Genomic DNA, 25,954 nt, shown 5'->3' with positions numbered 1-25,954 from the left:
TCCAAAAAACAACCCCAACACTAGAATTAGTGAACATTGTTTTTTGTATATTTGTTAAATCTTAGAAGCGACAAGCTTTAATCAATTTATTAATACCAATTAAGTTATGAAAACCAATCTTAGTTCTCAAATCACTCTCAACAGAGTCTCCCCCAGGTATTATAGGCCTGAGAATGCATTTGAAAGGTCGGTATTGACCCGACTGGAAAAAATCCCAACCGACATCTACGAATCGGCAGAGGAAGGCGCCAACCACGTTGCCTACGAAATAGCTCAACTTATTCGTGATAAACAGAAAGCCGGACGTTTCTGTGTATTGGCATTGCCGGGCGGTAATTCTCCCCGCAACGTATACTCAGCCCTTATCCGTATACATAAAGAGGAAGGCTTGAGTTTCCGCAACGTTATCATATTCAACCTTTACGAATATTATCCTCTTACATCAGATGCCATCAACAGCAACCTGAATGCCTTGAAGGAAATGTTCCTTGATCATGTAGATGTTGACAAGCAGAATATCTTTAGCCCGGACGGTACAATTCCTAAAGATACCATCTTTGAATATTGCCGCCTGTACGAGCAACGCATCGAAAGTTTCGGTGGATTGGATGCCGTATTACTGGGCATCGGGCGCGTAGGTAACATTGGTTTCAACGAACCGGGTTCCCGCCTGAACTCCACCACCCGTTTGATTTTACTGGACAACGATTCACGCAATGAAGCATCCAAAATGTTCGGTAGCATCGAAAGCACTCCGATCAGCTCCATAACAATGGGTGTTTCTACGATCCTGGCTGCCAAGAAAATCTATCTGATGGCATGGGGTGAAGACAAAGCCAAAATGGTAAAAGAGTGCGTAGAAGGTGCAGTAACGGATACCATTCCGGCATCTTTCCTGCAAACTCACAACAATGCTCATGTAGTTATCGACCTTTCTGCTGCCGGTAACCTGACACGTATTCACCGTCCGTGGCTAGTGACTTCCTGCGAATGGAACGACAAACTGATTCGTAGCGCCATCGTCTGGTTATGTCAACTGACAGGCAAGCCGATCTTGAAACTAACAAACAAGGATTACAATGAAAATGGTTTGAGCGAACTGCTGGCTCTGTTTGGTTCGGCATATAATGTGAATATCAAGATCTTCAACGATCTGCAACACACCATCACCGGATGGCCGGGCGGTAAACCAAATGCAGACGATACTTATCGTCCCGAACGTGCGAAACCGTATCCGAAACGTATCGTCGTATTCTCTCCGCATCCCGATGATGACGTAATCTCCATGGGTGGTACAATCCGCCGCTTGGTAGAACAAAAGCATGACGTACACGTGGCTTACGAAACTTCCGGTAACATTGCCGTAGGTGACGAAGAAGTAATCCGCTTCCTGCATTTCATCAATGGTTTCAACCAGATCTTCAATAATAGCGAAGACAAGGTAGTTGTTGATAAATATGCAGAAATCCGTAAATTCCTGAAAGAGAAGAAAGATGGTGACATCGATACACGTGACATCCTCACAATTAAGGGCTTGATACGTCGTGGTGAAGCGCGCACTGCTTGTACGTACAATAATATCCCTCTGGATCATTGCCACTTCCTTGACCTGCCGTTCTACGAAACAGGTAGAATACAGAAAGGTCCGTTGACCGAAGCTGATGTGGAAATTGTGCGTAACCTGCTGCGTGAAGTGAAACCTCATCAAATATTCGTAGCCGGTGATCTCGCCGATCCACATGGAACACACCGTGTTTGCACAGATGCCGTATTTGCTGCTATCGATCTGGAAAAAGAAGAAGGTGCAAAATGGTTGAAAGATTGCCGTATTTGGATGTATCGTGGTGCGTGGGCCGAGTGGGAAATTGAAAACATTGAAATGGCAGTGCCCATCAGTCCGGAAGAACTGCGTGCAAAACGTAATTCAATCCTGAAGCACCAGTCTCAGATGGAAAGTGCACCATTCCTGGGCAACGACGAACGTTTGTTCTGGCAACGCAGTGAAGACCGTAACCGTGGTACCGCCGCATTGTATGACAATCTCGGTTTGGCATCTTACGAAGCAATGGAAGCATTCGTGGAATATATTCCACTGTAAATGTTTGCTAAATAGAAAGAAAAAGGTTGCAATGTTTTGTCACTGCAACCTTTTTCCATTCTACATTTTCATTAATTTTATTTTCACGTCATCTCCATCTCATCAATATTTTCTTCATAACTATGATTTTGTTCCACAAGTCATTCAGAGAACATGGCAACAGTTCCTTTATATTCGCCTTCGGGCAATTTGATTTCTCTTTTATTTCCATTAAGGATCACTTCCATGGATGTTTCTGTCTGAGTTGGATCTGAAGCATACACTTTCCACTTTTTCTTATAAGTACGCAGAATAAAAAGCCCTTTTTTATTGCTTTCAAACTTTAGTTCACCGGATAAGGGAACACTTCCAGCTTCATACAATGCAAGTAAATATGTCTCTTTATTTAGTTGGACTGCCTGACATTGACTGGTATTACTAATTATTTTAAATGAAGATAAATCAAAGTGTTGTACTTCCTTAGGAGTGGTAGCCGGCAATATCGCGTATTGATATGAGTCATTTTTTGGAAGAATTCCATGATTCATATAAATAGTAAACACATCTTTCGTCTGCAACTCGCTTTTAGGATATATCTTCATGATATCATTCCAAGAATTTGTACGTTGTTCAGAGAAAATACGCCCCTCGCCTTCCAACAAGATGTATCCGGTCTGATGGTGAAAAAAGCGCTGGGAATCCCCACAGGAAAATTTCAAATCTTTCACAGCTTCCCACTTTCCTTTATTCCAATACAATAAATCATCTCTTAGTACAGCCTGCTCCACAGAAGTATTCACCTGATAACTGCTATCAGAACGAATGCCCGCTCCTAAGCATAAAACATAATCTGGTGTAAAAATCCACGTCTTTCTAGCATAAAGCCCGTCCCTTACCAAATCCATCGAAGTAAGGCCAATAGTGCCATCATTCACATTTCCCACAAATGAGCCTTTATTTTGCTTTTCAAGCCATCCCATTACATGGACAGCCTTATCTTCCTGATAGCAAGTCACACCAGGCACTTTACGCCAATCCCAACAAGGAAATATATCCGTATATTCATCACCATCCACATAAGTGTAGAGAGCACCGTCTGCCAAATAATAACCTTTTACGTTATCCGTACCCGACTCTGTGCCGATCACCCTGTCCGATGCCATTCTTACAGATGCCATCCAAGTGGGACAACGATGGATTGTCATATCAGATTTCCAGAAATGGTATTGTCCCAACAACGCAGTTGATGTATTCCCAAGATTTTCATCAATCAACATATGATATACATTACAATCTTTACTATTCACTTGCGCCAATGCATTAGCAGAGAATAAGCTCGAAAAAGCCTTATTCCGCTGTGCCTGCCGATAAAGTTGCCTTCCAAGATTATTCACATCCATCTTGTTTTTCCACAAGATTCTCCGCACACCTTCATTCGTATAGTTAGTGATAAGCTTAAAACGCTCTTGATCCAACGCTAATGAAGTGCCGTCAAGAATATATGCCCAAAAACTCATAGTAGCCAAATAAGCTGCACCATAATTCCCGACCTGCTGTTGAGGTCCGTGTTGATGAAAACTATAATCGACCTTGATCCCTTCTGCTTTGCCATAAGCTATTTTTATCTCATCATTCATGGCATTCCTTGCTTCCTGTACCAGTTGAATATCATTTAGCAATAGTCCTTTCACCAATACATTGCCAGCTAGCCAAACTCTATTCTGGGCCGTCATCCCTATCTTTGCTTGGTTCATCACTTCAATAGCATGCTTCTTCTCTTCCGTCGACAACTGGTCTTCAAATAAAACAAATGCAGCTCCCAAAACTTTAGGTATACCTATTTCATTATACCACCAATTGGCAGCTACCGGCTTCATCCGGAACCAATACCCCATAGCCTTATGAATGGCCTCTGCAATCTCAGCTGATTTATAAAAGGTATGTTCCGAATTAGCATAAACTTTAGCCAACTCAAGCACACGGGCCGCATGAATCCGCGGAAGCCAACTGGCAGCCTTACTATTAGTGAAATCGAGCCCATTCCAACTACCTTGTTCACTCAAATCAGATAATAATTGACGAACGTACCCAACTTCTATCGGGCAACGTTCCATTAATTCTACAACCATCTGGTCACCGACTACTTTCTCATGGGACATCTGACACATCAGTCGTATCAACTGCTGTTCTGATTTATTCTTATATAATATACTCTCTATATACTTCTGCCTGATGACGGATAAATCATCCGCTTTCAGTCCCAAAGTAAATCCCCAAAGCAATAGGATAAAAATAGGACGTACTACATGTAATTCCATTTATTTTTTTATAAGTTCAAATTCCGTTGCTTTTAAATTATCCGAACTGCTTCCGACAAAGAGTTTAAAGTCACCCGGCTCTGTGACGAACTGTTTATCTGAATTAAAGAAACCTAGTTCTTGTTCAGACAAGGTAAATTCAATCTTTCGGGTTTCTCCAGGTGCCAATTCTACCTGCCGGATTCCACATAACTCAATAACCGGACGGGTCACAGAACTGACCACGTCCTGCAAATAGAGTTGAACGGTTTCTTTGCCCGTATATTGCCCCGTATTCGTAACAGAGGTAGTCAGCACTACTGGCTCTCCTGCTTTATATTCTTTTTTCGACATCACAGGAGCCGCTATTTCAAAAGTCGTATAACTCAAGCCATATCCGAACACATAGGCAGGTTTCACACTCTCATCCATATAACCGCTTACCCACGGATTGTTGGGCGCCCAGGCACGTCCTGTACTTTTATGATTGTAATATAGCGGGCACTGGCCTACGTGACGGGGAAATGTCATTGGTAACTTACCAGACGGATTATATTTACCAGTAAGCACATCCGCAATAGAATTGCCTGCTTCCGTACCAAGCCACCAAGTCATAAGAATAGCATCGGCATAAGGTTCCATATCGGAGAAAATCAATGGACGGCCTCCCATAACTAAAGTGATAACAGGTTTCCCTGCCTTCTCCTTTATTTGTTTCACCATCAACTGCTGATTAGCATTGATGTTGATATCCACTTTCGATTTCGCTTCTCCAGACTCCATCGCACGCTCTCCTACTGATACAATAATCACGTCATATTCAGAAAAATCCGGTAATGGTTTCAATTCATTCGTTTCCAAATCATAACCTTCAATATAGGTAATTTTAGCTTTTGGTAAGGCCGCTTTCAGACCATCAAAAACAGAAATTACTTCTTCAGCCTTTCCAATGGCGGACCAATTTCCCAGCATATCTTTTTTGGCTTTATTCAAAGGGCCGACTACAGCTATTTTACCAGCAGTGGATGTAACAGGCAAAACATTTTGGTTTTTCAGAAGGACGACTGAACCAGCCCCAGCTTCACGAGCCACTTTCCTGTGAGCAGCATTTACTTTCTTGTTTTCGATTTCCTTTTCACGATAGTTATAACGATAAGGATCATCAAACAAGCCTAATTCAAATTTCACTGTCAAAATCCGCTTTACAGCATCATCAATCAAAGTAATGTCTACAGCTCCCTGTTTTACCAAATTGACCAAATGTCTGGCATAAGTCATAGAATGCATATCCATGTCACAGCCTGCAATAGCGGCCAACCGACCGGCATCCTCATTATCTTTTGCCATCCGATGCTTGGCAATCTCACCAACAGAGCCCCAATCACTGACTACAAAGCCTTTGAATCCCCATTCTCCTTTCAGAATATCTCTCAAAAGAGGCTTATGGGCAGTTGCCGGAATACCGTTTATTTCATTAAAAGCATTCATGAAAGTACCCACTCCGGCTTCTACCGCAGCCCGAAATGGTGGTAAATATACTTGTAGAAGTGTATGTTCCGAGATATCAGCTTCAGCATAATCCTTACCTGCTACCGCTGCTCCATAAGCAGCAAAATGCTTCGCACAAGCAAGAACTGTGTTTCTATCATTATAATCAGTACCCTGAAAACCTTCTACACGAGCCTTTGCCACCTGGCTACCATACCAAGGGTCTTCCCCAGCTCCTTCCATCGAGCGCCCCCAACGGGCATCCCTAGAAATATCAACCATGGGAGCAAACGTCCAGTGAATTCCATGGGCAGAAGTCTCCGCTGCTGCCACACTTGCCGTTTTTTTTATCAGCTCTAGATTAAAACTGGCAGCCTCAGCCATCGGTATCGGGAAAATGGTCCTCATCCCATGTACAACATCCAAACCAAAAATTAACGGGATTCTCAAACGGGACTGCATAGCCAAATCCTGATATTGCTTTGCACGCTCTACAGTCAATATATTAAAAATAGAACCTACCTCACCACGTTTGATTTCTTCCGTATGATTACGACTGTCAAGGGAAGGACCAGTCAGAAGCTTATTATTGGAATACTGAATCATTTGTCCTACTTTTTCTTCCACAGTCATAAGCTTCAGTACAGAATCTACCTGATGAGTATAATCCTTCTTCACTGTCTGGGCGGGCAAAGTAGTTGCCATGATACCCCAAATTATTGCACATAAAAGACTATTCTTTTTCATATCATCACTTATTATTATAGAACTCTTTCATCACATACCAAGCCTTTTTCCTAAATCCCTGATCAGAAATAAGCCCTTTCCGATTCCAACCTTCCTGATTCGTAGGATGAAAACGATACGGAGAACGGAAATCAAATAGTATCCAGGGAGAGATACCGGCCAAATTTTTCACATTGTTGAACATCTCCAGATTATCTCTAAACAGCTTTTCCTGATATTCTTCGCTCCATGAACTGGTTACCGTAGAATCTCCCGATTGCCCGTAAAGGGCTTCACCACCAAATTCAGAAAAAATCAACGGTTTACCAGGAGCCACATTCCAACACACTTCCGAAGGATCTGACGGCCAGGCATGATACCACCCCATATATTTATTAATCGATACTACATCCAACTCTTCGATAAAAGAATCGTTCATTTCAAAAGCCTTCGTTTCAGGATTTAGTTTCGGCAGGTCGAAAGCTGCTGTTATCAGACGGGTAGTGTCCATCTCGTGACAGTGCTCGACAAGACTCTTCAGAAAAGCATTGCGGGCTTCGGAAGGGGCCGTTTCATTGGCAACTCCCCAGAAGGCCAAGGCACACCTATTCCTGTCACGCATAACCATTTCCGTATACATTCTTTGCGCCTTCATACGCGTCCCGGCATTTTTAAAATCAATTCCTTGCCAGATAGGAATTTCTTCCCATAACATAATACCCATCTTTTCAGCCAGACGAACGATGTATTCATTCTGCGGATAATGTGCCAGACGTACTAAATTGGCACCTAATTCCTTTGCTTCAGAAAGTAATGCTACAGCATCCTGCTCTGAAAATGCTCTTCCCTGGCGTTGCGCTATCTCTTCATGGAAACTGATTCCTTTCATAAAGATCGGAGCGTCATTCAGATAAATCTTCGTCCCTTTCACACTAAGATTACGAAAGCCTATATTCTCTTTCACATGATCCGTTGCAGAAGAAACTGTAACTTGGTAAAGTTTAGGTTTTTGGGGCGACCAACGTTCTAAGTTCTTTGCACGGAAAGATGTTTTCGCTATTCCTTGTCCATCAGTCTGTACTTCAGATGCGATTTTCAGTTCAGGAATTTCAATTCTCACTTTCTGACCCGCTTTCCGCTCTGACAGTTGCAAGATCGCATGAATATAATCCGGCTTGTATTTATCCAGTTGTATAAAGTAATTGCTGATATATACTTTAGGAGTATGTACCAACATCACATCACGCGTTATGCCGCCATAATTCCACCAGTCAAATGACAGCGCAGGAATTGCATCTACCGTCCGAGTATTATTCACTTCCACAGCCAGAAAATTTTCTCCTTCTATTATCAAATCAGTGATATTGAACTGAAATGGCGTAAATCCACCTTCATGACTACCTATCTCTTTTCCATTCAGATAGACCCGGCAACGGTAACTCACAGCTCCGAAGTAGAGAAACAGATTCTCATCCTGATTTTTATTCACCTTAAATTTGCGGGCATACCACACCGTACCTTCATAATATTTAAGTTCAGGAAGCTGCGAATTCCAATCGGAAGGTACATTCAAACGTAACCCTCCTTCGAACTCATACTCTTTAAAGTCAGCCTTATTTCTCAAAGGTCTGTTCTTATAGATAGAGGTTCGCCGACCTTGCTGATAAGGATCAATAATAACATTCCACTTTCCATTCAAGAAAGTATATTGTCTGCCATATACATTTGTCAGTAACTCCTGAGCACCAACGTACTGGCCATTACAGATAGTTATCAGAAATAAAATCCAACCTAAAAATTTCTTCTTCATAAATATTTCTCTATTACTTTTTATAAATTTTCATTGCACATCCTCCACCTTCTGCCAAATTCACTGTTAGTTTACGATTTTGGGGAACAAAGATAACAGACTTCCGATAATCAGAAGCTATCTTATCCGCATTTATACCGTCCTTATAAAGCTCAATTGTCCATTTACCTTCACCCAGAAATGACAAATCAAATTCCATCGTACGCTTTTTCCAGTTAGTCAACGCTCCTACATACCAAACATCTCCTTTACGACGGGCCATTGAGATATATTCTCCTATTTTTCCATTCAAGGCCCTTGTCTCATCCCATACTGTCGGAATATCTGAAATATAAGAGGTACACTCAGATTCACGCTCATAGAGAACAGGACTATCACACAACATAGATAGCGGAGCTTCGAATATTACATATTCAGCCAGCTGGCGGCAACGGGTTCCCATACTCATAGGTTCTTCATTAACAGCACGAAAATTGCGTTTATTGCCATTTTTCATTGCGCCTTGAGTATAATCCACAGGTCCTGCAATCATACGAATGAAAGGCATAGTCACATCATAGGTAACCTGATCCACATTCTCACTGCCAGAAAACTTTAACTGTTCCAAGCCATGTACGCCCTCAAAATTAATCACATTCGGATAAGTACGATTCATTCCTGTCGGCTTATAAGTGCCATGATAATCTAACATTAAATGGTATTTTGCAGCTATCTCAGCCCCACGATAGTGAAAATCAACCATTGCCTGATCGTCACGGTCCATGAAATCTACCTTGAATCCTTTAATACCCAATTCCGAATAATGTTTGCAGATTCTTTCCAAATCACGTTCAAAAGCATAATAACCAGCCCACAAAATCAGCCCTACATGTTTAGAATCAGCATAAGCAACCAACTCTTTCAAATCTATTTCCGGCACAACCTGAAATAAATCAGCTTTTAGATTTACGGCCCAGCCTTCATCCAAAATCACATACTCAATACCATGCTTAGAAGCAAAATCAATATAGGCTTTATAGGTAACATTGTTCACACCAGCTTTGAAATCCACACCGGACAACCCACAACTGTTCCACCATTCCCAAGCCACCTTGCCAGGCTTAATCCATGAAGTATCCTCCAAGCGGGAGGGAGCAGCCAGTTTATAAACCATATCATTATCAAGGAGCTCTTTATCATCAGAAGATACAATAGCAATGCGCCAGGGAAAACTTCGTCTACCGGAACACTTCGCAATATAATCTTCTCTTGCAGTAACCAGTTTTTGTAATTTGTTGTGCCCACCTTGTACCGTTTCTTTCGGATACGGAGCAAAAACACCTTTCAAAGAATTAGACTGATTCGCATTGCGAACAAACATGCCAGGATAACTCTCCACGTCTGATTCTGCAATACAAAGCTTCTTTCCATCTTTCAACTCCACAACAACCGGAGTAAAAGCCAATTGATTAGTACCCATTTCACTTAGATTGACATGTGTATAGATATTCTCAAAAGAATTGAAGAACTGGTCTTCCACCTTTTTATTTTTTCCTCCTCTCACATAGGGAATATACACCATATAATCATCGTCAAAATTAAATGTAGCTTCTTCAGCTATTACATTAAAAGGCTTATTCTCCGTAACGACGAAGCGATATGCAACTCCTTCATCATAAGCTCTGAATTCTAATTGAAATCCATCCCTGAAAGTAAGAGACAGCTCATTGCAACGATTTCTTATCTCACTCCGTTTGTAAATGGCAGTAGTGATATTCTCATCAATCACACGCCTACGTATATTCTTAACTTTAGACTTCACGCCTAATATTTTATTATTGCTTAATGACATGGAAATCGGCGAAGAGACAATAATCGCTGTATTTTCATGTCTTAAGGAATAACAAATTTGATCATCGGCTTCGATACTTAGTTCAAGCTTCCCATTCGGTGACTTTAACTGATATTGTTTTTGAGCTATACTAAAACTCAAGAATGCACTCAGAAATGTAAGTGTCAGACAAAATCTTCTCATAAATCGATTTTATTGGTTTAAAGTGATATTTTGATTAATACTAAATTAAATAATGCGTCACAAATATAGACATTTACTTAAGTCCGGTTTACTGTTTATGTATGAAAACACCGGGAACGTTTGCAAATTCACTTTCACATTAAAACACTATATACAAGACGTTTATCTAATACATGAAGCACGAAATCGTTTCCGATAATTTTATCTGCACATCTATTGTATATGTTATAGCATTCACTTACTTTCGCATAAAAAATAATCTACCATGAAACATTTATTATTTATTTTTCTATTTGCCTCTTTAAGTGTACAAGCCAAAGTGACATTGCCAGCCATCTATTCCAATGGAATGGTACTACAAAGGAACCAGCCTATTCGTATATGGGGACAGGCTGATCCAAAGGAGAAAATACAAATTTTATTCGCAGAGCAAAAACAAACGGCAAAAGCCGACGCCAAGGGATACTGGGAAGTTAACCTGAAAGCTCTGGAAGCCGGAGGTCCCTATCAACTGCAAATCACCGGAAAAGACAACCAAATAAGTATCAAGGATATTCTTATCGGAGATGTATGGTTATGTAGCGGACAGTCTAACATGCAATGGGTAGTAAACAACGTCACTAATGCGGAAGTGGAGAAAAAGAATGCCAACTATTCACAAATCCGAACTTTAAACATACCTCGCCGCATGGAATTATCCCCTAAAGATACAATCAGCACAACATGGCTCGTATGTTCACCTGAAACCGTAGGTCGTTTCTCTGGAGTGGCTTATTTCTTCGCTAGAAAGGTTTATGAGGAAACAAATATACCTATTGGTATTATAAATTCATCATGGGGCGGTACAATCGTAGAAACCTGGACAAGTCTGGAAGCTGCCAATACACTACCACAAAAACGACTAGACCGATATAACAAAAACGAGAAACTATCCCCCCCTACAGAATACTTTACACGAACAAATAAGGAAGCAAAGCGTAATGATTATCCATCATTGGTATACAATGCAATGATCCATCCACTGCTATCCTTCGCCATTAAAGGAGTCGTCTGGTATCAAGGAGAGAACAATGTAGGAAATGCAGAACCTTATACCGATTGGCTCACATGTATGATCAGTGACTGGCGTAATCGCTGGAATTCAGAATTACCGTTTTATATCATCCAACTTCCCAACTTCGATTCTACTAACAAGACACCACTTTGGGCGGAAATACGAGATGCTCAGCGTAAAGTTCTAACAGTTCCTAAAACCTATCTCATTGTTACCAGCGACTTAGGAGATCCGCATGATCTTCATCCTCGCAACAAACAAGAAGTAGGTATGAGGGTAGCATTACAAGTGTTGCATCACGAGTATGGGCGTCCGGATATTGTCAGTGAAAGCCCCATGTTCGAACGTATGGAAATCAATGGTGACAAAATCATAATTATATTCAAAAATACAGGTTCCGGTTTAGAAATACGCAGCCGATATGGATGTCTGCAAGGGTTTACCATCGCAGGAGAAGATAAAAAATTCTACTGGGCACAGGGAGAACTCAAAGATAATCGAATTGTTATTTGGAATCCGAAAGTTCCTAACCCTATTGCTGTACGCTATAACTGGGAGAACAATCCGGACGGAAATCTTTATAATAAGGATGGCCTACCGGCTTGCCTATTCCGCACAGATAATTGGTAAACATTATCTATTATTCACATTGCTAACAAATCAAACGGAATTATCGTTTTAAGAGAACTGCTCCTAAAGTTTCGTGTCTAACTTTTGGGGGCAGTTCTAAATTGTGAGGTACAGTTTATTTTTAGACGGCCTTGTTAGCCCCAATATACATTTCCAAATCTTTGCACGCTGCAATCGACTCTATAAACGAATAAATCAGGTGTTCTTATACCTCTCCTTATATACTTTAGGAGAAACTCCATAAACACTCTTAAAATAATCACCAAAATGATTATAACTGCCAAATCCTGTTTGATAGGCAATTTCCGTTGCTGTCTGTTGAGAAGTACGAAGCATCTCAGCAGCACATTCCAAACGGATATTACGGATCAATTCTGCCGGAGAAAGATTAGTAATAGCCTTTACCTTACGATATAATTTAGCTCTGCTCACTCCCATTTCCTTGCATAACATTTCCACATCCAACTCTGGATTAGAAAGATGTGTTTTCACCACTGCCTCATATTGTTCAGCAAAAGATTTATCTGCAGGTTCCAACTCAATGCCTACACTCTTTAAAGAGAGTTGTTTTCCATAAATCTCCTTCAATTTCTTCCGACCGCTCAGAATATTATTAATACGGACTATCAAGGTAGAGACTTTGAAAGGTTTCACAAGATAGTCATCCGCACCGGCCTGAAAGCCTTCTTCAACATACATGGTCATGGATTTTGCAGTCAGCAATATGACAGGAAGATGGCAAAAAGAAGGATTCTCTTTAATATACGTACATAATTCCATCCCATCCATTTCAGGCATCATGACATCACTCACTACTAATGACATATTTTCTTTGCCTAATACCTCCAATGCTTCACGTCCATTCTGGGCTGTAATAACTTTAAAGTTTCGCGACATTTTTTTCTGAAGATAAGTCAGAATTTCAACATTATCATCCACCAACAAAATTGTCTCAGAAATTGAAGTAACTTTAAAAGAAGAAGCACTGTCTACTACATCCTCACTCTCATCCAATGTGTATTGAGCCGCCATTTCGTAACATTTATCATATCTCCACGGCAAATCAATGGAAAAACAAGTACCATGCGGTTCCCTGCGTCTAACCGATATAGTTCCCTGATGTTTTTCTACAATAGCTCTTGCTATGGTCAGACCAACTCCACTACCTCCCATCTGTCCATGCAAATCCTGATGAGACAGTGCAAAAGGTTTGAATATCTTGCTTATATCCTCATTAGATATTCCTACTCCTGTGTCTTTCACTTCAATGTGTATTCTCGGCTTCTCTCCTTCAATCAAAAAAATAGCTAAAATGACAGTTCCCCCCTCCGGAGTAAACTTCAGAGCATTGGACAATAAATTAAAGAACACTTTCTCTAATGCGTCCTTATCAAATGTAGCTAATACAGGTATCTCCGGTAGAGAAAGCTGCAATGCTATATCTCTTTGCCGGGCAGTAACCTGAAAAGAGTAATAAATCTCCTGAATAAAATCATTAAAATTAAAAGAAGATAATTCCAGTTCCCCATTGCCATTTTCTATCTTCCTCAGATCCATCAGATCATTTACCAACGTGAGTAATCGTTTGGCATTACGACGGATTAACAGCAAGTCTTCTTCTACTCCAGAAACATGTATTATCTTTTTCTGTATCTCGTCCAAAGGATTCAGAATCAGAGTTAACGGAGTCCTAAATTCATGCGCCACTTGCGTAAAAAAGGTCTGCAATTCCCGGTTGAACTCCTCAGATTTATCCTTTTCAATTTGTTTGAGGTACAGTTCGTGCTCTAACCGTTGTTTCCTTTGCTTATAGGCAATATAACGTTGCAATATGTAGAAAATAATAGCAGCATAAATAGCAAATGCCCACCAACGCGCCCATAAAGGGGGAAGCACTTCAATTTTCAAATGAGTTTCCGGCCCTATCGTTCCATCATTATTAAGTACTTTGATCCTTAAAAGGTAGTTACCGGAGGCTAGATTACTATAGAATACTTCACGACGATTACCCGCATCCACCCAATCCGGGTCTACTCCATCCATCTTATAAAAGAACCGGTCGCTATTACCATATATATGGTTATCACTCGCATAGGCTATTGAGATGTTTGTCTGATTGTGTTTTAAACATAACACGGATGTCTCAGCCAAACATTTATCTAACACAGAACTTTCACAAGGTCTTTGCAATTTATTATTAATACGTAACGTAGTAAGAATCACAGAAGCCGGTATATCATTCAACATAAAATTCCGATTATCTACCATTATATAGCCGGTATTACCCAATATCCAAAAACGATTGGCTGAATCTATCAGACTGGAGGCATCCATATCGGTCAGACGCAAACCGTTGTTATTATCAAAAGTATGTAATTGTTCTTCTTTTGGATCGAACAAATACAATTTGTGTGCACCAATTACCCATAACCTCTCTTCATTCTGTTTGGCAACGAAATAAAGTTTATCCGAATGAACCTTGGTATGCGACAAATGTTGCTTTCGCATTTTCCAATGTTTATCTACAGATAAGAGTCCCTGTCTCTCAGTCGTCATCCATAGGTTATGTTCCGAATCACGGCAAAAAGAAGTTATACTAAGCGATTTATCTGCAGGACCCCCCAAATCTGCCGCACTTATCTGTTTCTTTTGTCCTGTATTCAGATTATAGACATACAATCCATCTTTCTGGGTGGCAAACACAAGTATTCCAGGATCTATCTCATCTATGTAATTCGAGCATGGGAATCGCACGGAATCCATATTCAGACAGAAAACGCCCTGATCCTGTACGGATATCCACCAATGTCCTTTAGAGTCTTTGAAAATATACAATATATTTGTATTATCGTATTTCCGCAATAATGAGAATTTATTCCTCTTTATAGAATAATTATAGACTTCTCCCCGTTGATTACCGCACATGATTGTATCACCGGATATACAGATCGATTTAATAATATTATCATTGTGATGCTTGTTTTCGTTCAACCAAAAAGATTCCACTTGGCCTGTTTTCGGACGATGACACAGCAAACCGTTACCTTCTGTTGCGAACCAAATATTATTATCAGCATCTTCTTTTGCCATCCTGAAGCGTCCAGCCAAATGAGAAGGAGCAAAGAATCTGAAGCGCTGATTATAGCTGTGACTGTAGTTCACACCACCGGCATATGTACCAACCCACACTATTCCTTGCCTATCCTTAAACAAAGAATATATAGAATAATAGCTCAAGCCTCCTTCTTCCCCGATTTCTCCTTTTTCTACTATCACTTCCTCCATATTATCCTTATGTAACCTAAATAGACCGTTGAAAGTGCCAATCAACATATAGTCCTTATTCAACTCTATGATATCCCTAATCTCCTTATTAAGGAGAGATGTAGAAGAAAGCTTATAAGTTTTCACTTCTTTGGTCTTAGGATTATATTTGTTAATACATATACCTACGATCACGCTCCAAAGACAACCTTCTGAATCCACCCGCAACACATTTATCAATCCGTCAGTCAAGGGGCCTTTCTCTATGGACTTGGGATAAATATGCTCAAGCAATTGCCAGTTTTCATCATATACAATAATGCCATGTTGGCGAGTACCTACATAATATTTCCCACCAGCCTGCACAAATGCAGAATATCGATATTCCTCCGGAGCGTCCTGCAGAACCACAAGAGTATCTTTTTCCATATCATATCTGAATATTTTCTTTTCCGTATAGGCTACCAAGCTCTCCTCTTTATCAACCCCAATCCCAACCCAACGGCTACTTTGGTTCTTGTCATACAGGAAACTTTTTACTTGCTGAGTAGAATATTTCATCCTGTCCAAACCATTTTCATGCAATATCCATAAATTCTTATCCCTGTCCTGAATGATGCGGCGTATTTTATTACCTCCAAGAGTGGGTTGGGTATTAGTACTAAAAATATCGATACGCTGTCCGTCATAACGGTTTAAACCATTATCACTTCCCAACCAGATAAAACCATCCTTATCCTGATATATGGATTGCACATAATTATGAGAAAGTCCGTCTTCGGTAGTCAAATGTTCGAAGAACAATTTGTCGGTTAAAAGCTGGGCACTTCCACTCGACCAACAAAAAAAGAATAATATCAATACTATATATCGGCTAAACATGCTGCAAATATACCTTTTATTCCTTAATGACACAAATCCGGGAGTTTCTGAGACATATCGTAAAGTCCTAATATTCATTGCATTCTAACTTTGCAGCAACAATAAAGAAAATAATATTAACCCTAATAAAGTAAATACCATGAAATCTCAAGTAACACTTAAAACAATCGCTAAAGCACTAAATCTTTCTACTTCCACTGTATCCAGAGCTTTGGCAGACCAGTGGGATGTAAATTCGCAAACAAAAGAAATCGTGATGGAATTGGCCACCAAATTAAACTACAAGCCCAATATCATGGCAGTGAAACTTAAACAATGCCATAAGAATAATACGGAAGTCTGCAAACAACCTAAAATTACCATCAAAGAAATGGCACGCCAACTCAATCTGGCACCATCTACTATATCACGCGCATTAGCCAATAAAAAGGATATTAGCCTAAGCACCAGGAAGGCTGTACAAGCTTTAGCCAAGAAGCTACATTATCGCCCAAATCCTATCGCTATCATCTTAAAACAACAACATACTAAACGTGCATCAGCATAATCTCATATTAATGCAAATCAGGGGTTGAATTTGGTTCATATAAGGAAAAGCAGAGAGTTAAACTCTAAAAACTATTCTTTTGTCATTTAATTCATCATCCGACAAAAACAAACCAATTTCAGCTACTGATTCGCATTACTAACAAATAAAGAAGCGGATAGATTTGACGAAATACAATATTTTTTCTTGGTGCAGAAAGGAGTAAAACGGTATAGTAATGAATAAGACTCACCACAGATTACACAGATTCACACAGATTTATTAATCTAATAATCAGTAAAATAGAATCTGTGTCAATCTGTGTAATCTGTGGTGAATTCATTCATAACCCTACAGAAATGAATCAAATGCTGAGCAATACTATCTCAATTTATATTGGAATACTCATTTAGTCCAAAACCGAAAAGAAACGTGCATATCTGATGAAATATATTAGGAAAAGAACAGAAGTTAAATACGTTTTTCTCTCGAAAAGTTAGCCTTAAACAAGCCAACTCTTCGAGAGAAAAAACTATGCAAGCCTATCCCATAGCCTTTTTATAACGTAACAATGCTTCTAAGAAATAATAATCGGCATAAGAAAGTGGTACATCTACTTCGCTCTTTTCTGGAAGATTACCGACACTATGCTTTAGAATAAAATTACAGTTAGTTCCCGGTTCAGCAAGATAATGAGATGAAGCAAGAGTTCGAAGTTGTTTTTCAGCTATTGATAGATAATTTTGTCTTGCTTTCTCATCCGTAGCAAAACCACTCAGTTCCACAAAAGCAGAGGCCATTATTGCACCGGCTGAAGCATCGCGATATTCATTACCGTTAGGAGCATCAAAGTCCCAATAAGGAATACCATCAACCGGAAGACGTGAAAGAAGCATATCGGCAATATTTTCTGCGTGCTCCAAATACTTTTCATCTCCGGTCATACGAAACATCATTGTATAGCCATAAAGCGCCCAAGCTTGCCCTCTCCCCCATGATGATTCATTGGAATAACCCTGTACTGTTTGCCGGCTACGCACATGTCCATCTTCAGGGTCATAATCTACTAGATGATAAGAAGAATAATCTTTACGGAAATGATTTTTAAGGGTAGTATTTGCATGCGTACGAGCTACATATTCCAAAGTATCATTATCAAAGGCTTTCGATGCAAACATCAATAATTCCAGATTCATCATATTATCAATGATAACAGGGTATTTCCAACCACGACGCAAAAAATCCCAGCTCCGGATTACTCCAGTTACGGAACTAAAGCGGGTCGCCAATGATTGTGCCCCTTGATAAAGAACTTTCTTATAATCTTCATTTCCCGTAAGACGAAAACCATTACCATAACTACAATTTAACTGGAAACCTACATCATGATCATTGGTCACGTATTGAATGGGATCCAGCTTCAACGTATTCTTTTCGGCCAATGTCTTCACGGCTTCATTTTGAGTATACTCATAAATATACCAGAGTGAACCGGGATAAAACCCGCTACACCACCAATAAATTGTCGAAGATTTAAATGTGCTGTCCGAAGCTATGGACTGCGGTAAAGTAGTAACCTCCAAACGAGTATCCATTGTCAAATACTGCTGTTCAGCAACGGTAAATACACGTGCCGTCAATGCATCCATTGATTCCTGTTTCGAACACGAAATAAGGAAACCAATTAAACTTAATAAGAGCCATTTTTCTTTCATAAATCCTTTTTATAATTTAATTAATAAACAATTCATCTGATAAGATTTAATGTCACTTTCAACAAATTCTTCCGGTTTGCGGGAAGATGGGTTTCAAAACCTACACGCATACTTCCCGGATTAGGTTCATCAAAAGCATAGAGAGGTTCATTGGACCAAAGTTTCATTTCAACATCACCTGGTGCAATCACGGTAAGCAACATTCGATATCCATCCTTAGCCAATTCCATTTGATTCTTACCGATGATCTTTGCTTCAGCCGGTGTTACCATAATCCAAGTTACCAAAGCCTCTTTTTCTCCCGTAACCAGTTCATCTTTCACAATCAGATCATCTTCTTCATTCAGATAAATGATGCGGACAACTTTTTCCATATCATCAGCAAAAACGCTTATAAGATCTACTTCTGCCCCTTTCATATCTTCACTTTTATATATTCTGTTAATAGAAGCATAACTATTCACTAAATGCCGCTTATTGTTTATCGTAAGCGTATTATGTGCCATATTACCAAGACGGAACACTCCCCACCGTTGTCCTTCTTGAGACTGATCCCATAAATTTACTCCTCTACTCTCCAGACTTAAGTAATTTTGCATTCCAAGATCTATCGCCCAGCGTATTCCCTTCCTTTCATAAATAAATGAACCGGCATCCATATGTGCATGAGAAGTTAGAGGAGAACCTCCTTTTACGGCCAAATAGCTATCCTCTTTACTATTCCATCCGCCACGATAAATAAAAACCGGAGTCTTTCCACTATTATGCCAGAAATGGCAGGAAGGCGGTTGTATATTACTCAAATCCTGATGAGCACAAAAAATCAACAGACAGGGCAATAAACGATCTTCTGCAAAACAAACTGAAGGATTCTCTAAATATTGATTTTCTAACCATAGTAAAGATAAATCCCCCATTTTCTTAGCAAACCAAAACATCATCATATTACATCTCACTCCATTAACAGCATCCGAAAAATTAAAGTATTCACCACTTGGAGCTGTCATAAATTCCATAAAGCGAGCTGATTCCCAAAAACCAGGATATTCGGACAATCCGGCATCCGTCCCCAATGCACTTTCAAGGGCAGCAATAAGTAACACCTGAAAACTGGTACCGTATCCCCAATAATGAAAGCCCTCTGGATATCCTCCGTCCGGTCCATAAGCCGATAAAGCTTTAGGATTAGTCAGCAAGCACCTCTCTATGATTTTTTTTGCCTTATCCGGCACATCCTCAAAAACTGCAAGTGCACCATACAATAAACCAGCATTACAAACAGAATTCCAATTAGAGGCTGCCCTGTAAAACCACTCATCAAGAGCAGCGGCATCCAAGCCTTTTTCTACAATTGCGTCACGTACTATAGAACGTGTTTCCGATTCCAAATACTCATAAAGCCAATCATAACCTATGGATAATGCCAATACCATTTCTCCCACATCCAAAAAGTGAGATGGATTCCAATCTGGAAAACGGCTTACCGAAAGCATTTCTTGTGTCGCACGATAAGCATACTTTTCTTCCTTCGTCATACGATAGGCATATGAAAGATAGAAAATACGTTTTAATGCCAAACGGGAAACACTCAGCAACCGCTTCCCTTCCATAACTCGTTCCGCCATTTGTTGGATGAGTATCTCATCAGATTCTTCCAATATACGCTTATGAACCTTCAATAACGATGGAAACGTTGCTATTGATTTCTTTACAGCTTCTTCTCCTCCTTGCGTTAATAATAAACGAGGATGAGGGGTTATTCTTTCATAATCCACAAACTGCGCACACAGAACTAAAGAATAAAAAGCTAAAACTAACAATAAGATTATTCTCTGTAGACGAAATTTATAAAAAATGGATAAATATATCATCATATTAATTACTTAAAAGTTCAACAACATGGCAAATATCACAATATTATAGAATAATATAGAATCATTATCTGCAAAATCAACGGGAACGTTTTCCTTAACAAAAGCTAACCATCTTTCTGCGCGAGGTATGCAAAAACATGTTTTTACATAGAAATAATCAACTATATAACAAGCCATTAACATTAAAAACCTACAAAATCGTTCCCGATGATTTTCATCATTCTTTGCATAAGTTATCATATTATTTCAGAGATTTGCAAGTGTAATCAAATGTATAACATAAAGCAAATCTAAAAAGAATAGAATAGAAACAATATTATTATCCAGCAATTTTGAGGTTGAAAATCATAAAGTTGCAATCAGTAAAGACTAATAAATATCTAAATACTAAATTATTATTCAGTTATATGAAAAACAATTCATCACATCCATGCATGTGGCAGCAAGGTCACAAACGATGCTATCGTCTGGCCCAATCAGTAGCTCTGACTGCTTTGTTGGGCATTGGTACAGTACAAGCTGGTCAGCCCTTCATTACGACATCCCTTTCAATGCAGGTTCATAGTGTTGCTCCAGAACAACAAACGGGCAATATATCAATAAAAGGGCATGTAGTAGATAACAAGGGAGAAGTCCTCATTGGCGTTACTGTCATGGTAAAAGGTACCAATAACGGTGTCATCACAGATATGAATGGTAACTTTACCATTGCCGCAAAAAACGGTCAAACACTGGTTCTTTCCTATATCGGATACAAAGATGTGGAAGTCAAAGTACAGCAAAGCAATCTAAACATTACAATGCAGGAAGACGCTCAAGCACTCGACGAAGTTGTAGTTATCGGATATGGTACAGCTAAAAAGAAGGATCTAACCGGTGCTATTTCAAACATTCGTCCGACCGACTTAAAAGCAGAAATGCCCCGTAATATGCACGACTTATTGCGTGCTAATGCTGCTGGTCTGAATATCTCAGTCAACAACGAAGCAAAAGGTGGCGGTGACTTCCTGATACGTGGTAAGGGTACGTTAAAAGCCGGTTCACAACCGTTACTTGTTGTAGACGGGGTTATTTATAATGGCGAACTTAGTGAATTGAACCCCAACGACATCATTTCAATCGACGTACTGAAAGATGCCAGTTCTGCTGCCGTATATGGTGCAAAAGCAGCAAACGGAGTCATTGCTATCACTACACAAAAAGGTATAGCAGGCAGTAAGCCAGTGATTAACGTCAATACAAGTTGGGGATTGGTCACTCCTATTAAGAGCCGCAAACTCAGAAATGCCGAGCAATTTCTTGATTTCCGCCAAGCATACGAAATCGGTAGGCAAACGGATGAATACCTTGAACAATATCCGGGAATGTATACCGATCCAAGAAAGCTTAATGGAATAGATAAAGTAGACTGGTATAATTATGACCAGAAGGATAAAGTTACGTCTGTATCAGAAGAAGAACTAATAACGAAATGGTTGTCACGTCTGGATCTATCTACCCCTGAAATCAATAATTATTTCAATGGTAAACTAACCAATTGGCAAGATTTGATGTTAAACAATGCAGTACAACAAAACTACAACGTCAGCATTAGCAAGAAAGGTGAAGATTACCAATACTATTGGTCTATTGGCTATATGGACAATGAAGGTATCAAAGATGGTGATGCATTTAGCCGTTTCACTACCCGCCTGAATCTGGAATCCAATGTCAGCAAGTATATCACAGTGGGACTGAATATGAACTTCTCCAGCCGTGATGAAAGCGCTATTGCTGTCGATACTAAAGCTCTGACATGGTTTTCTCCGTATTGTAGTAATGATGTTAACAATCCAGAAAGTGCCAACCAGCACTATCCTAATGGTTCAAACACCATCGCCAACCCATTCTATGACCGTAAATATACAGATAAGAAACAAGTATACATGAATCTGGATGGAACTATCTACGGGCGTCTGAATTTACCGTTCGGTTTCTCTTACCAGATGAACTTTACTCCGCGTTTGGCTTGGAACGAAAGCTTTGAGCACAAATCAGCCAAGAACGATGCCTGGGCAGGAGAAGGAGGCTCTTCCTTCCGCCAGCATAATAAAGCTTTCAACTGGCAGGTAGACAATGTTTTCAACTGGAAATATGAGTTCCTCGATAAACATAAAGTAGAAGCAACTTTCCTAGTCAATGCCGAAAAGTCACAAAGTTGGATGACTAAGAGCACTAACAAAGGATACAATCCAAGTGACGCATTAGGCTATCATGGTATCCACTTGGGCAACAATCCTACTGCATTGAGTACTGACCAATATACTACCGGCGATGCTTTGATGGGGCGTTTGTTCTACTCTTTTAGTAATAAGTATATGTTGACCGCTTCGGTTCGTCGTGACGGTTACTCAGCTTTCGGTATGATGAACCCACGTGCTACATTCCCTGCCATTGCCTTAGCATGGGTATTCACAGAAGAAAAATTCATGAAGAAAACCTCCTCATGGTTAAGCTATGGTAAATTACGTTTCTCTTGGGGTGAAAATGGTAATAGAGACATCGGTATCTACGCTGCCCTTGCAGAGTTAACCTCTAACCCAACTTGCTGGATCGATGGAAATGGCAAATTCTATACCACCACTTATACGTTGAACCAAAAAATGCCAAATAGCAAGTTAAAATGGGAACGTGCCAAATCATATAATATAGGTTTGGACTTCGGACTCTTCGGAGATATCTTAAGCGGTTCTATCGAAGTATACAAGAAAATGACCAATGATTTGCTCATGGACCGTGCCATCCCACCCATCACCGGTTTCAGCAAAGTATTGAGTAATATGGGACAACTCCAGAATACAGGTTTTGAATTGACATTGAATGCCAACATCATGAGACGCAAAAACTTTGAATGGAGTGCTACAGGTAACTTCTCACTCAACCGTCGTAAGATTAAACACTTATACGGTAACATGAAAAATATTCTTGATGCTGACGGTAATATCATCGGTCAGGTAGAAGACGATGATATCACTAGCAAATGGTTTATTGGTGAGGACCCAGACCGCATTTGGGATTATGTAGGAGATGGTGTATGGCAACAAGATGAAGCTGAAGAAGCGGCAAAATACGGCTGCCAGCCTGGTGACTTTAAATATCTGGACTTCAACGAAAATGGGAAATTGGACCAGGATGACAAGAAACACCAGAAATATACAACCCCTCGTTTCCGTTGGACATTCCGTAACAACTTCCAATTGTTCAATGATCTGGATATTTCATTTATGTTGTACTCTTTATGGGGTCACTACGGTTCATATGCTGATGCCGCCAACAATAACTTCGATGCTTCTATCAGTTGCGGTTACGATCAGCCTTACTGGACACCAGAAAATCCGATTAATGACTATGCACGTATCGGTTCAAAGAACTTAGGAACACATTACGTAAACAAGTCATTTATCCGTTTGGACAACATCACAGTTTCATATCGCCTGCCACAAAAATGGACAAAAGTTGTAGGTATCCAAGATTTACGCTTCAATGCATCCATTCATAATGTAGCAGTCTTTGCTCCTCATTACGACGGTTGGGATCCTGAATCAAATAGCCCAATGGGAAGAACATTCAATTTCGGTATTAACTTTACACTCTAATTTGAAAGAACAATGAAAAAGAACAGAATATTCAAAACTATCAGTGGTGTCGCTTTATGTACGGTACTACTAACCGGATGTAGCGAAAGTTGGCTGGAACCTAAGCCCCTCTCTTTCCTCACTCCTGAAAATGCATATGTTGATGCTGACGGTCTGCTCACTTCTCTTGCAGCAGCCGAACGTTCCATGCGTCATGAATACTTTGGAAACGGAAGCGGATATACTTGTGAACTTATCTTCTCCGATCTCTGTATCAGCGGAACAACTGATAAAGCAGGACCCTTGCAGGATATGGATCGCCAATTAATGCCGGATGCTAACTTTAATAATGCGGAAAACTCCTATTTGACATCGCACAACTGGGATGAGAACTGGAATCAAATAAAATATACAAATGTAGTACTTTCACGTATGAAAGATACTAAATTCGTCAATGAAGCAGAAAAAAACAAAGTATTGGGTACAGGTTACTTTCAGCGTTGTTACAGATACTGGCGACTGATCAACCAGTTCGGGGATGTCCCCTTCATTGATGTTGAAGTCACATACCCACGGTATGATTTTAATACATGTGATCGTTGGAGTATCTTACGTCGTATGAAAAAAGAACTGGAATTTGCATACCAATGGGTACCCGAACAAGTAGACCGTGGACACACCACCAAATCGGCCTGTGGAGTACTGTTGATGAAAGTCTATATGTCATTGGGGGAATTCGACAATGCTATCAAAGTTGGAAATGAAATCGTAGCTAAACACCCACTGATGGTAAACCGTTTTACTTCCACTAAAAACAATCACCCCAACCTGATGTTTGATCTGCACAGTGTAGAAGCCAAAAGTGATCCGGCCAATACAGAAGGTATATTATATGGTGTATCCGAACCGAATAATGCCAGTGGTACAGGCTCTGCAAAAACAGAAATCATGGCTAACTGTGTTCCTATGTGGAATAATAACGTAGTAAAAACTCCGAGTGGAAAAACAGGTTTCGCCGTCACTCCCGACAGCAAAGACGTTGCAGCCGGTATTGTGGAGGACGTGAATAAAACATATGGACGAGGCATTGCCCGTGTACGCCCCACCAACTACTTCCAATATACCATTTGGACAGAGAAGGAAAAAAATGACTTACGTGGCCGATACAACCACGATAGTTGGAGACGTATGGAAGACTTGATTTATAATGACCCGACCCTGAAGAAAGCCAATGATCCCTGGTATGGAAAGAAAGCTGTAAAGCCTGTAAATATGTCTTGTGGCGATTCCATCCGTTGCTGGTTTTCATGGCCCCACTACAAAGTATATATTCCAGATCCAACAGCAGGTAGCGGTCAATGGAAAGGTGGTTCAAGTCCTATCTATCTAATGCGTAGTGCCGAAGTTTATCTGATGCTTGCCGAATGTTATTATTGGAAAGATAATCTGGGTGAAGCTGCCAACATGCTGAATGTAGTACGCAAACGTGCAGGTGCCGATCTGTTGACTGCTCAGGACATCAATATCGGTGAAATTCTGAATGAACGCGCACGTGAACTTTATTACGAAGAACATCGTCACATTACATTAGTTCGTATCGCTTATACATACGCACTGACAGGTAAACCTTGTGAGATATTCGACGGACGTATCTACAAAATGGAAAACTTATGTGGTTCGAAGGGTGCCAGCAACTTGAAAGATGCCGGATACAATTTCTGGTTCGACTGGATCAGCCAACATAACAATTTCTATAACAAAGGTGTAAAGAACAGATTTGCTGAATACACTATGAGTGTTCATCACATGTTATGGCCTATTCCTAACAAAGATATCAGAGCCAACACCAATGGACACATTAATCAAAATAACGGTTATTTAGGCTGTGAAAATAATGTACCCCCCTTGCAGGTACCCGAAGAAGGCCAGTTCATGAAAGATTAATCGTGGATATCCACTTTTATGAAGAATTGCCCCTGCCAC

At 40.1% G+C, this 25,954-nt stretch carries 12 protein-coding genes; 5 read left to right on the top strand and 7 right to left on the bottom strand.

Going from position 1 to position 25,954, the window contains the following annotated elements:
- Window positions 1-106 precede the first annotated feature (106 nt).
- A complete protein-coding gene (locus tag K429_RS0106845) occupies window positions 107-2,098 on the top strand; it encodes a glucosamine-6-phosphate deaminase (protein WP_007214435.1) in 1,992 nt (663 codons plus the stop codon).
- A gap of 140 nt (window positions 2,099-2,238) precedes the next feature.
- Here K429_RS0106845 and K429_RS0106840 read toward each other — a convergent pair whose 3' ends face one another.
- The 4 genes from K429_RS0106840 to K429_RS0106825 are packed head-to-tail and all read right to left on the bottom strand — an operon-like array spanning window position 2,239 to window position 10,412.
- A complete protein-coding gene (locus K429_RS0106840) occupies window positions 2,239-4,395 on the bottom strand; it encodes a polysaccharide lyase family 8 super-sandwich domain-containing protein (RefSeq protein WP_022210731.1) in 2,157 nt (718 codons plus the stop codon).
- Window positions 4,396-6,609, bottom strand: a complete 2,214-nt coding sequence (locus K429_RS0106835; RefSeq protein ID WP_022210730.1) for a glycoside hydrolase family 3 N-terminal domain-containing protein — start codon at window positions 6,607-6,609, stop codon at window positions 4,396-4,398.
- A 4-nt stretch (window positions 6,610-6,613) separates the two neighbouring features.
- Window positions 6,614-8,398 carry a glycoside hydrolase family 2 protein gene (locus tag K429_RS0106830; protein WP_007217676.1) on the bottom strand — a complete coding sequence of 595 codons (1,785 nt, stop codon included), beginning with the start codon at window positions 8,396-8,398 and terminating at the stop codon, window positions 6,614-6,616.
- A 13-nt stretch (window positions 8,399-8,411) separates the two neighbouring features.
- A complete protein-coding gene (locus K429_RS0106825; protein ID WP_007214440.1) occupies window positions 8,412-10,412 on the bottom strand; it encodes a glycoside hydrolase family 97 protein in 2,001 nt (666 codons plus the stop codon).
- A 265-nt stretch (window positions 10,413-10,677) separates the two neighbouring features.
- Between K429_RS0106825 and K429_RS0106820 the strand changes: the two genes are divergently transcribed.
- On the top strand, window positions 10,678-12,096 hold the full coding sequence (locus K429_RS0106820; RefSeq protein ID WP_025726445.1) for a sialate O-acetylesterase: 1,419 nt from the start codon (window positions 10,678-10,680) through the stop codon (window positions 12,094-12,096).
- A 195-nt stretch (window positions 12,097-12,291) separates the two neighbouring features.
- Here K429_RS0106820 and K429_RS0106815 read toward each other — a convergent pair whose 3' ends face one another.
- Complete coding sequence (locus K429_RS0106815) at window positions 12,292-16,242, bottom strand: two-component regulator propeller domain-containing protein (RefSeq protein ID WP_025726444.1); 3,951 nt, start codon at window positions 16,240-16,242, stop codon at window positions 12,292-12,294.
- 139 nt (window positions 16,243-16,381) lie between these two features.
- Here K429_RS0106815 and K429_RS0106810 point away from each other — a divergent pair, with 139 nt between their 5' ends.
- Entirely contained in the window at window positions 16,382-16,789 is a 408-nt protein-coding gene (locus K429_RS0106810; RefSeq protein ID WP_025726443.1) for a LacI family DNA-binding transcriptional regulator, read from the top strand.
- 521 nt (window positions 16,790-17,310) lie between these two features.
- On the opposite strand, the gene K429_RS0106805 is transcribed toward K429_RS0106810, so the two are convergent.
- A complete protein-coding gene (locus K429_RS0106805; RefSeq protein ID WP_007217674.1) occupies window positions 17,311-18,483 on the bottom strand; it encodes a glycoside hydrolase family 88 protein in 1,173 nt (390 codons plus the stop codon).
- A gap of 32 nt (window positions 18,484-18,515) precedes the next feature.
- The gene (locus K429_RS0106800; protein WP_081750837.1) at window positions 18,516-20,357 is read right to left on the bottom strand and encodes a heparinase II/III family protein; all 1,842 of its coding nucleotides are present in this window, start codon (window positions 20,355-20,357) and stop codon (window positions 18,516-18,518) included.
- Between the two features lie 407 nt (window positions 20,358-20,764).
- Here K429_RS0106800 and K429_RS0106785 point away from each other — a divergent pair, with 407 nt between their 5' ends.
- Together K429_RS0106785 and K429_RS0106780 are read left to right on the top strand one after the other, a co-directional pair.
- Window positions 20,765-23,992, top strand: a complete 3,228-nt coding sequence (locus K429_RS0106785; RefSeq protein ID WP_231501821.1) for a TonB-dependent receptor — start codon at window positions 20,765-20,767, stop codon at window positions 23,990-23,992.
- A gap of 12 nt (window positions 23,993-24,004) precedes the next feature.
- Entirely contained in the window at window positions 24,005-25,915 is a 1,911-nt protein-coding gene (locus K429_RS0106780) for a RagB/SusD family nutrient uptake outer membrane protein (protein ID WP_025726439.1), read from the top strand.
- The last annotated feature ends 39 nt before the right edge of the window (window positions 25,916-25,954 follow it).

Origin of the sequence: Bacteroides sp. 14(A), assembly GCF_000526555.1 — a bacterium.
Taxonomy (GTDB): Bacteria; Bacteroidota; Bacteroidia; order Bacteroidales; family Bacteroidaceae; genus Bacteroides; species Bacteroides cellulosilyticus.
Note: the sequence above shows the minus strand (reverse complement) of the source record. Positions and strands in the feature narration are given on the sequence as shown.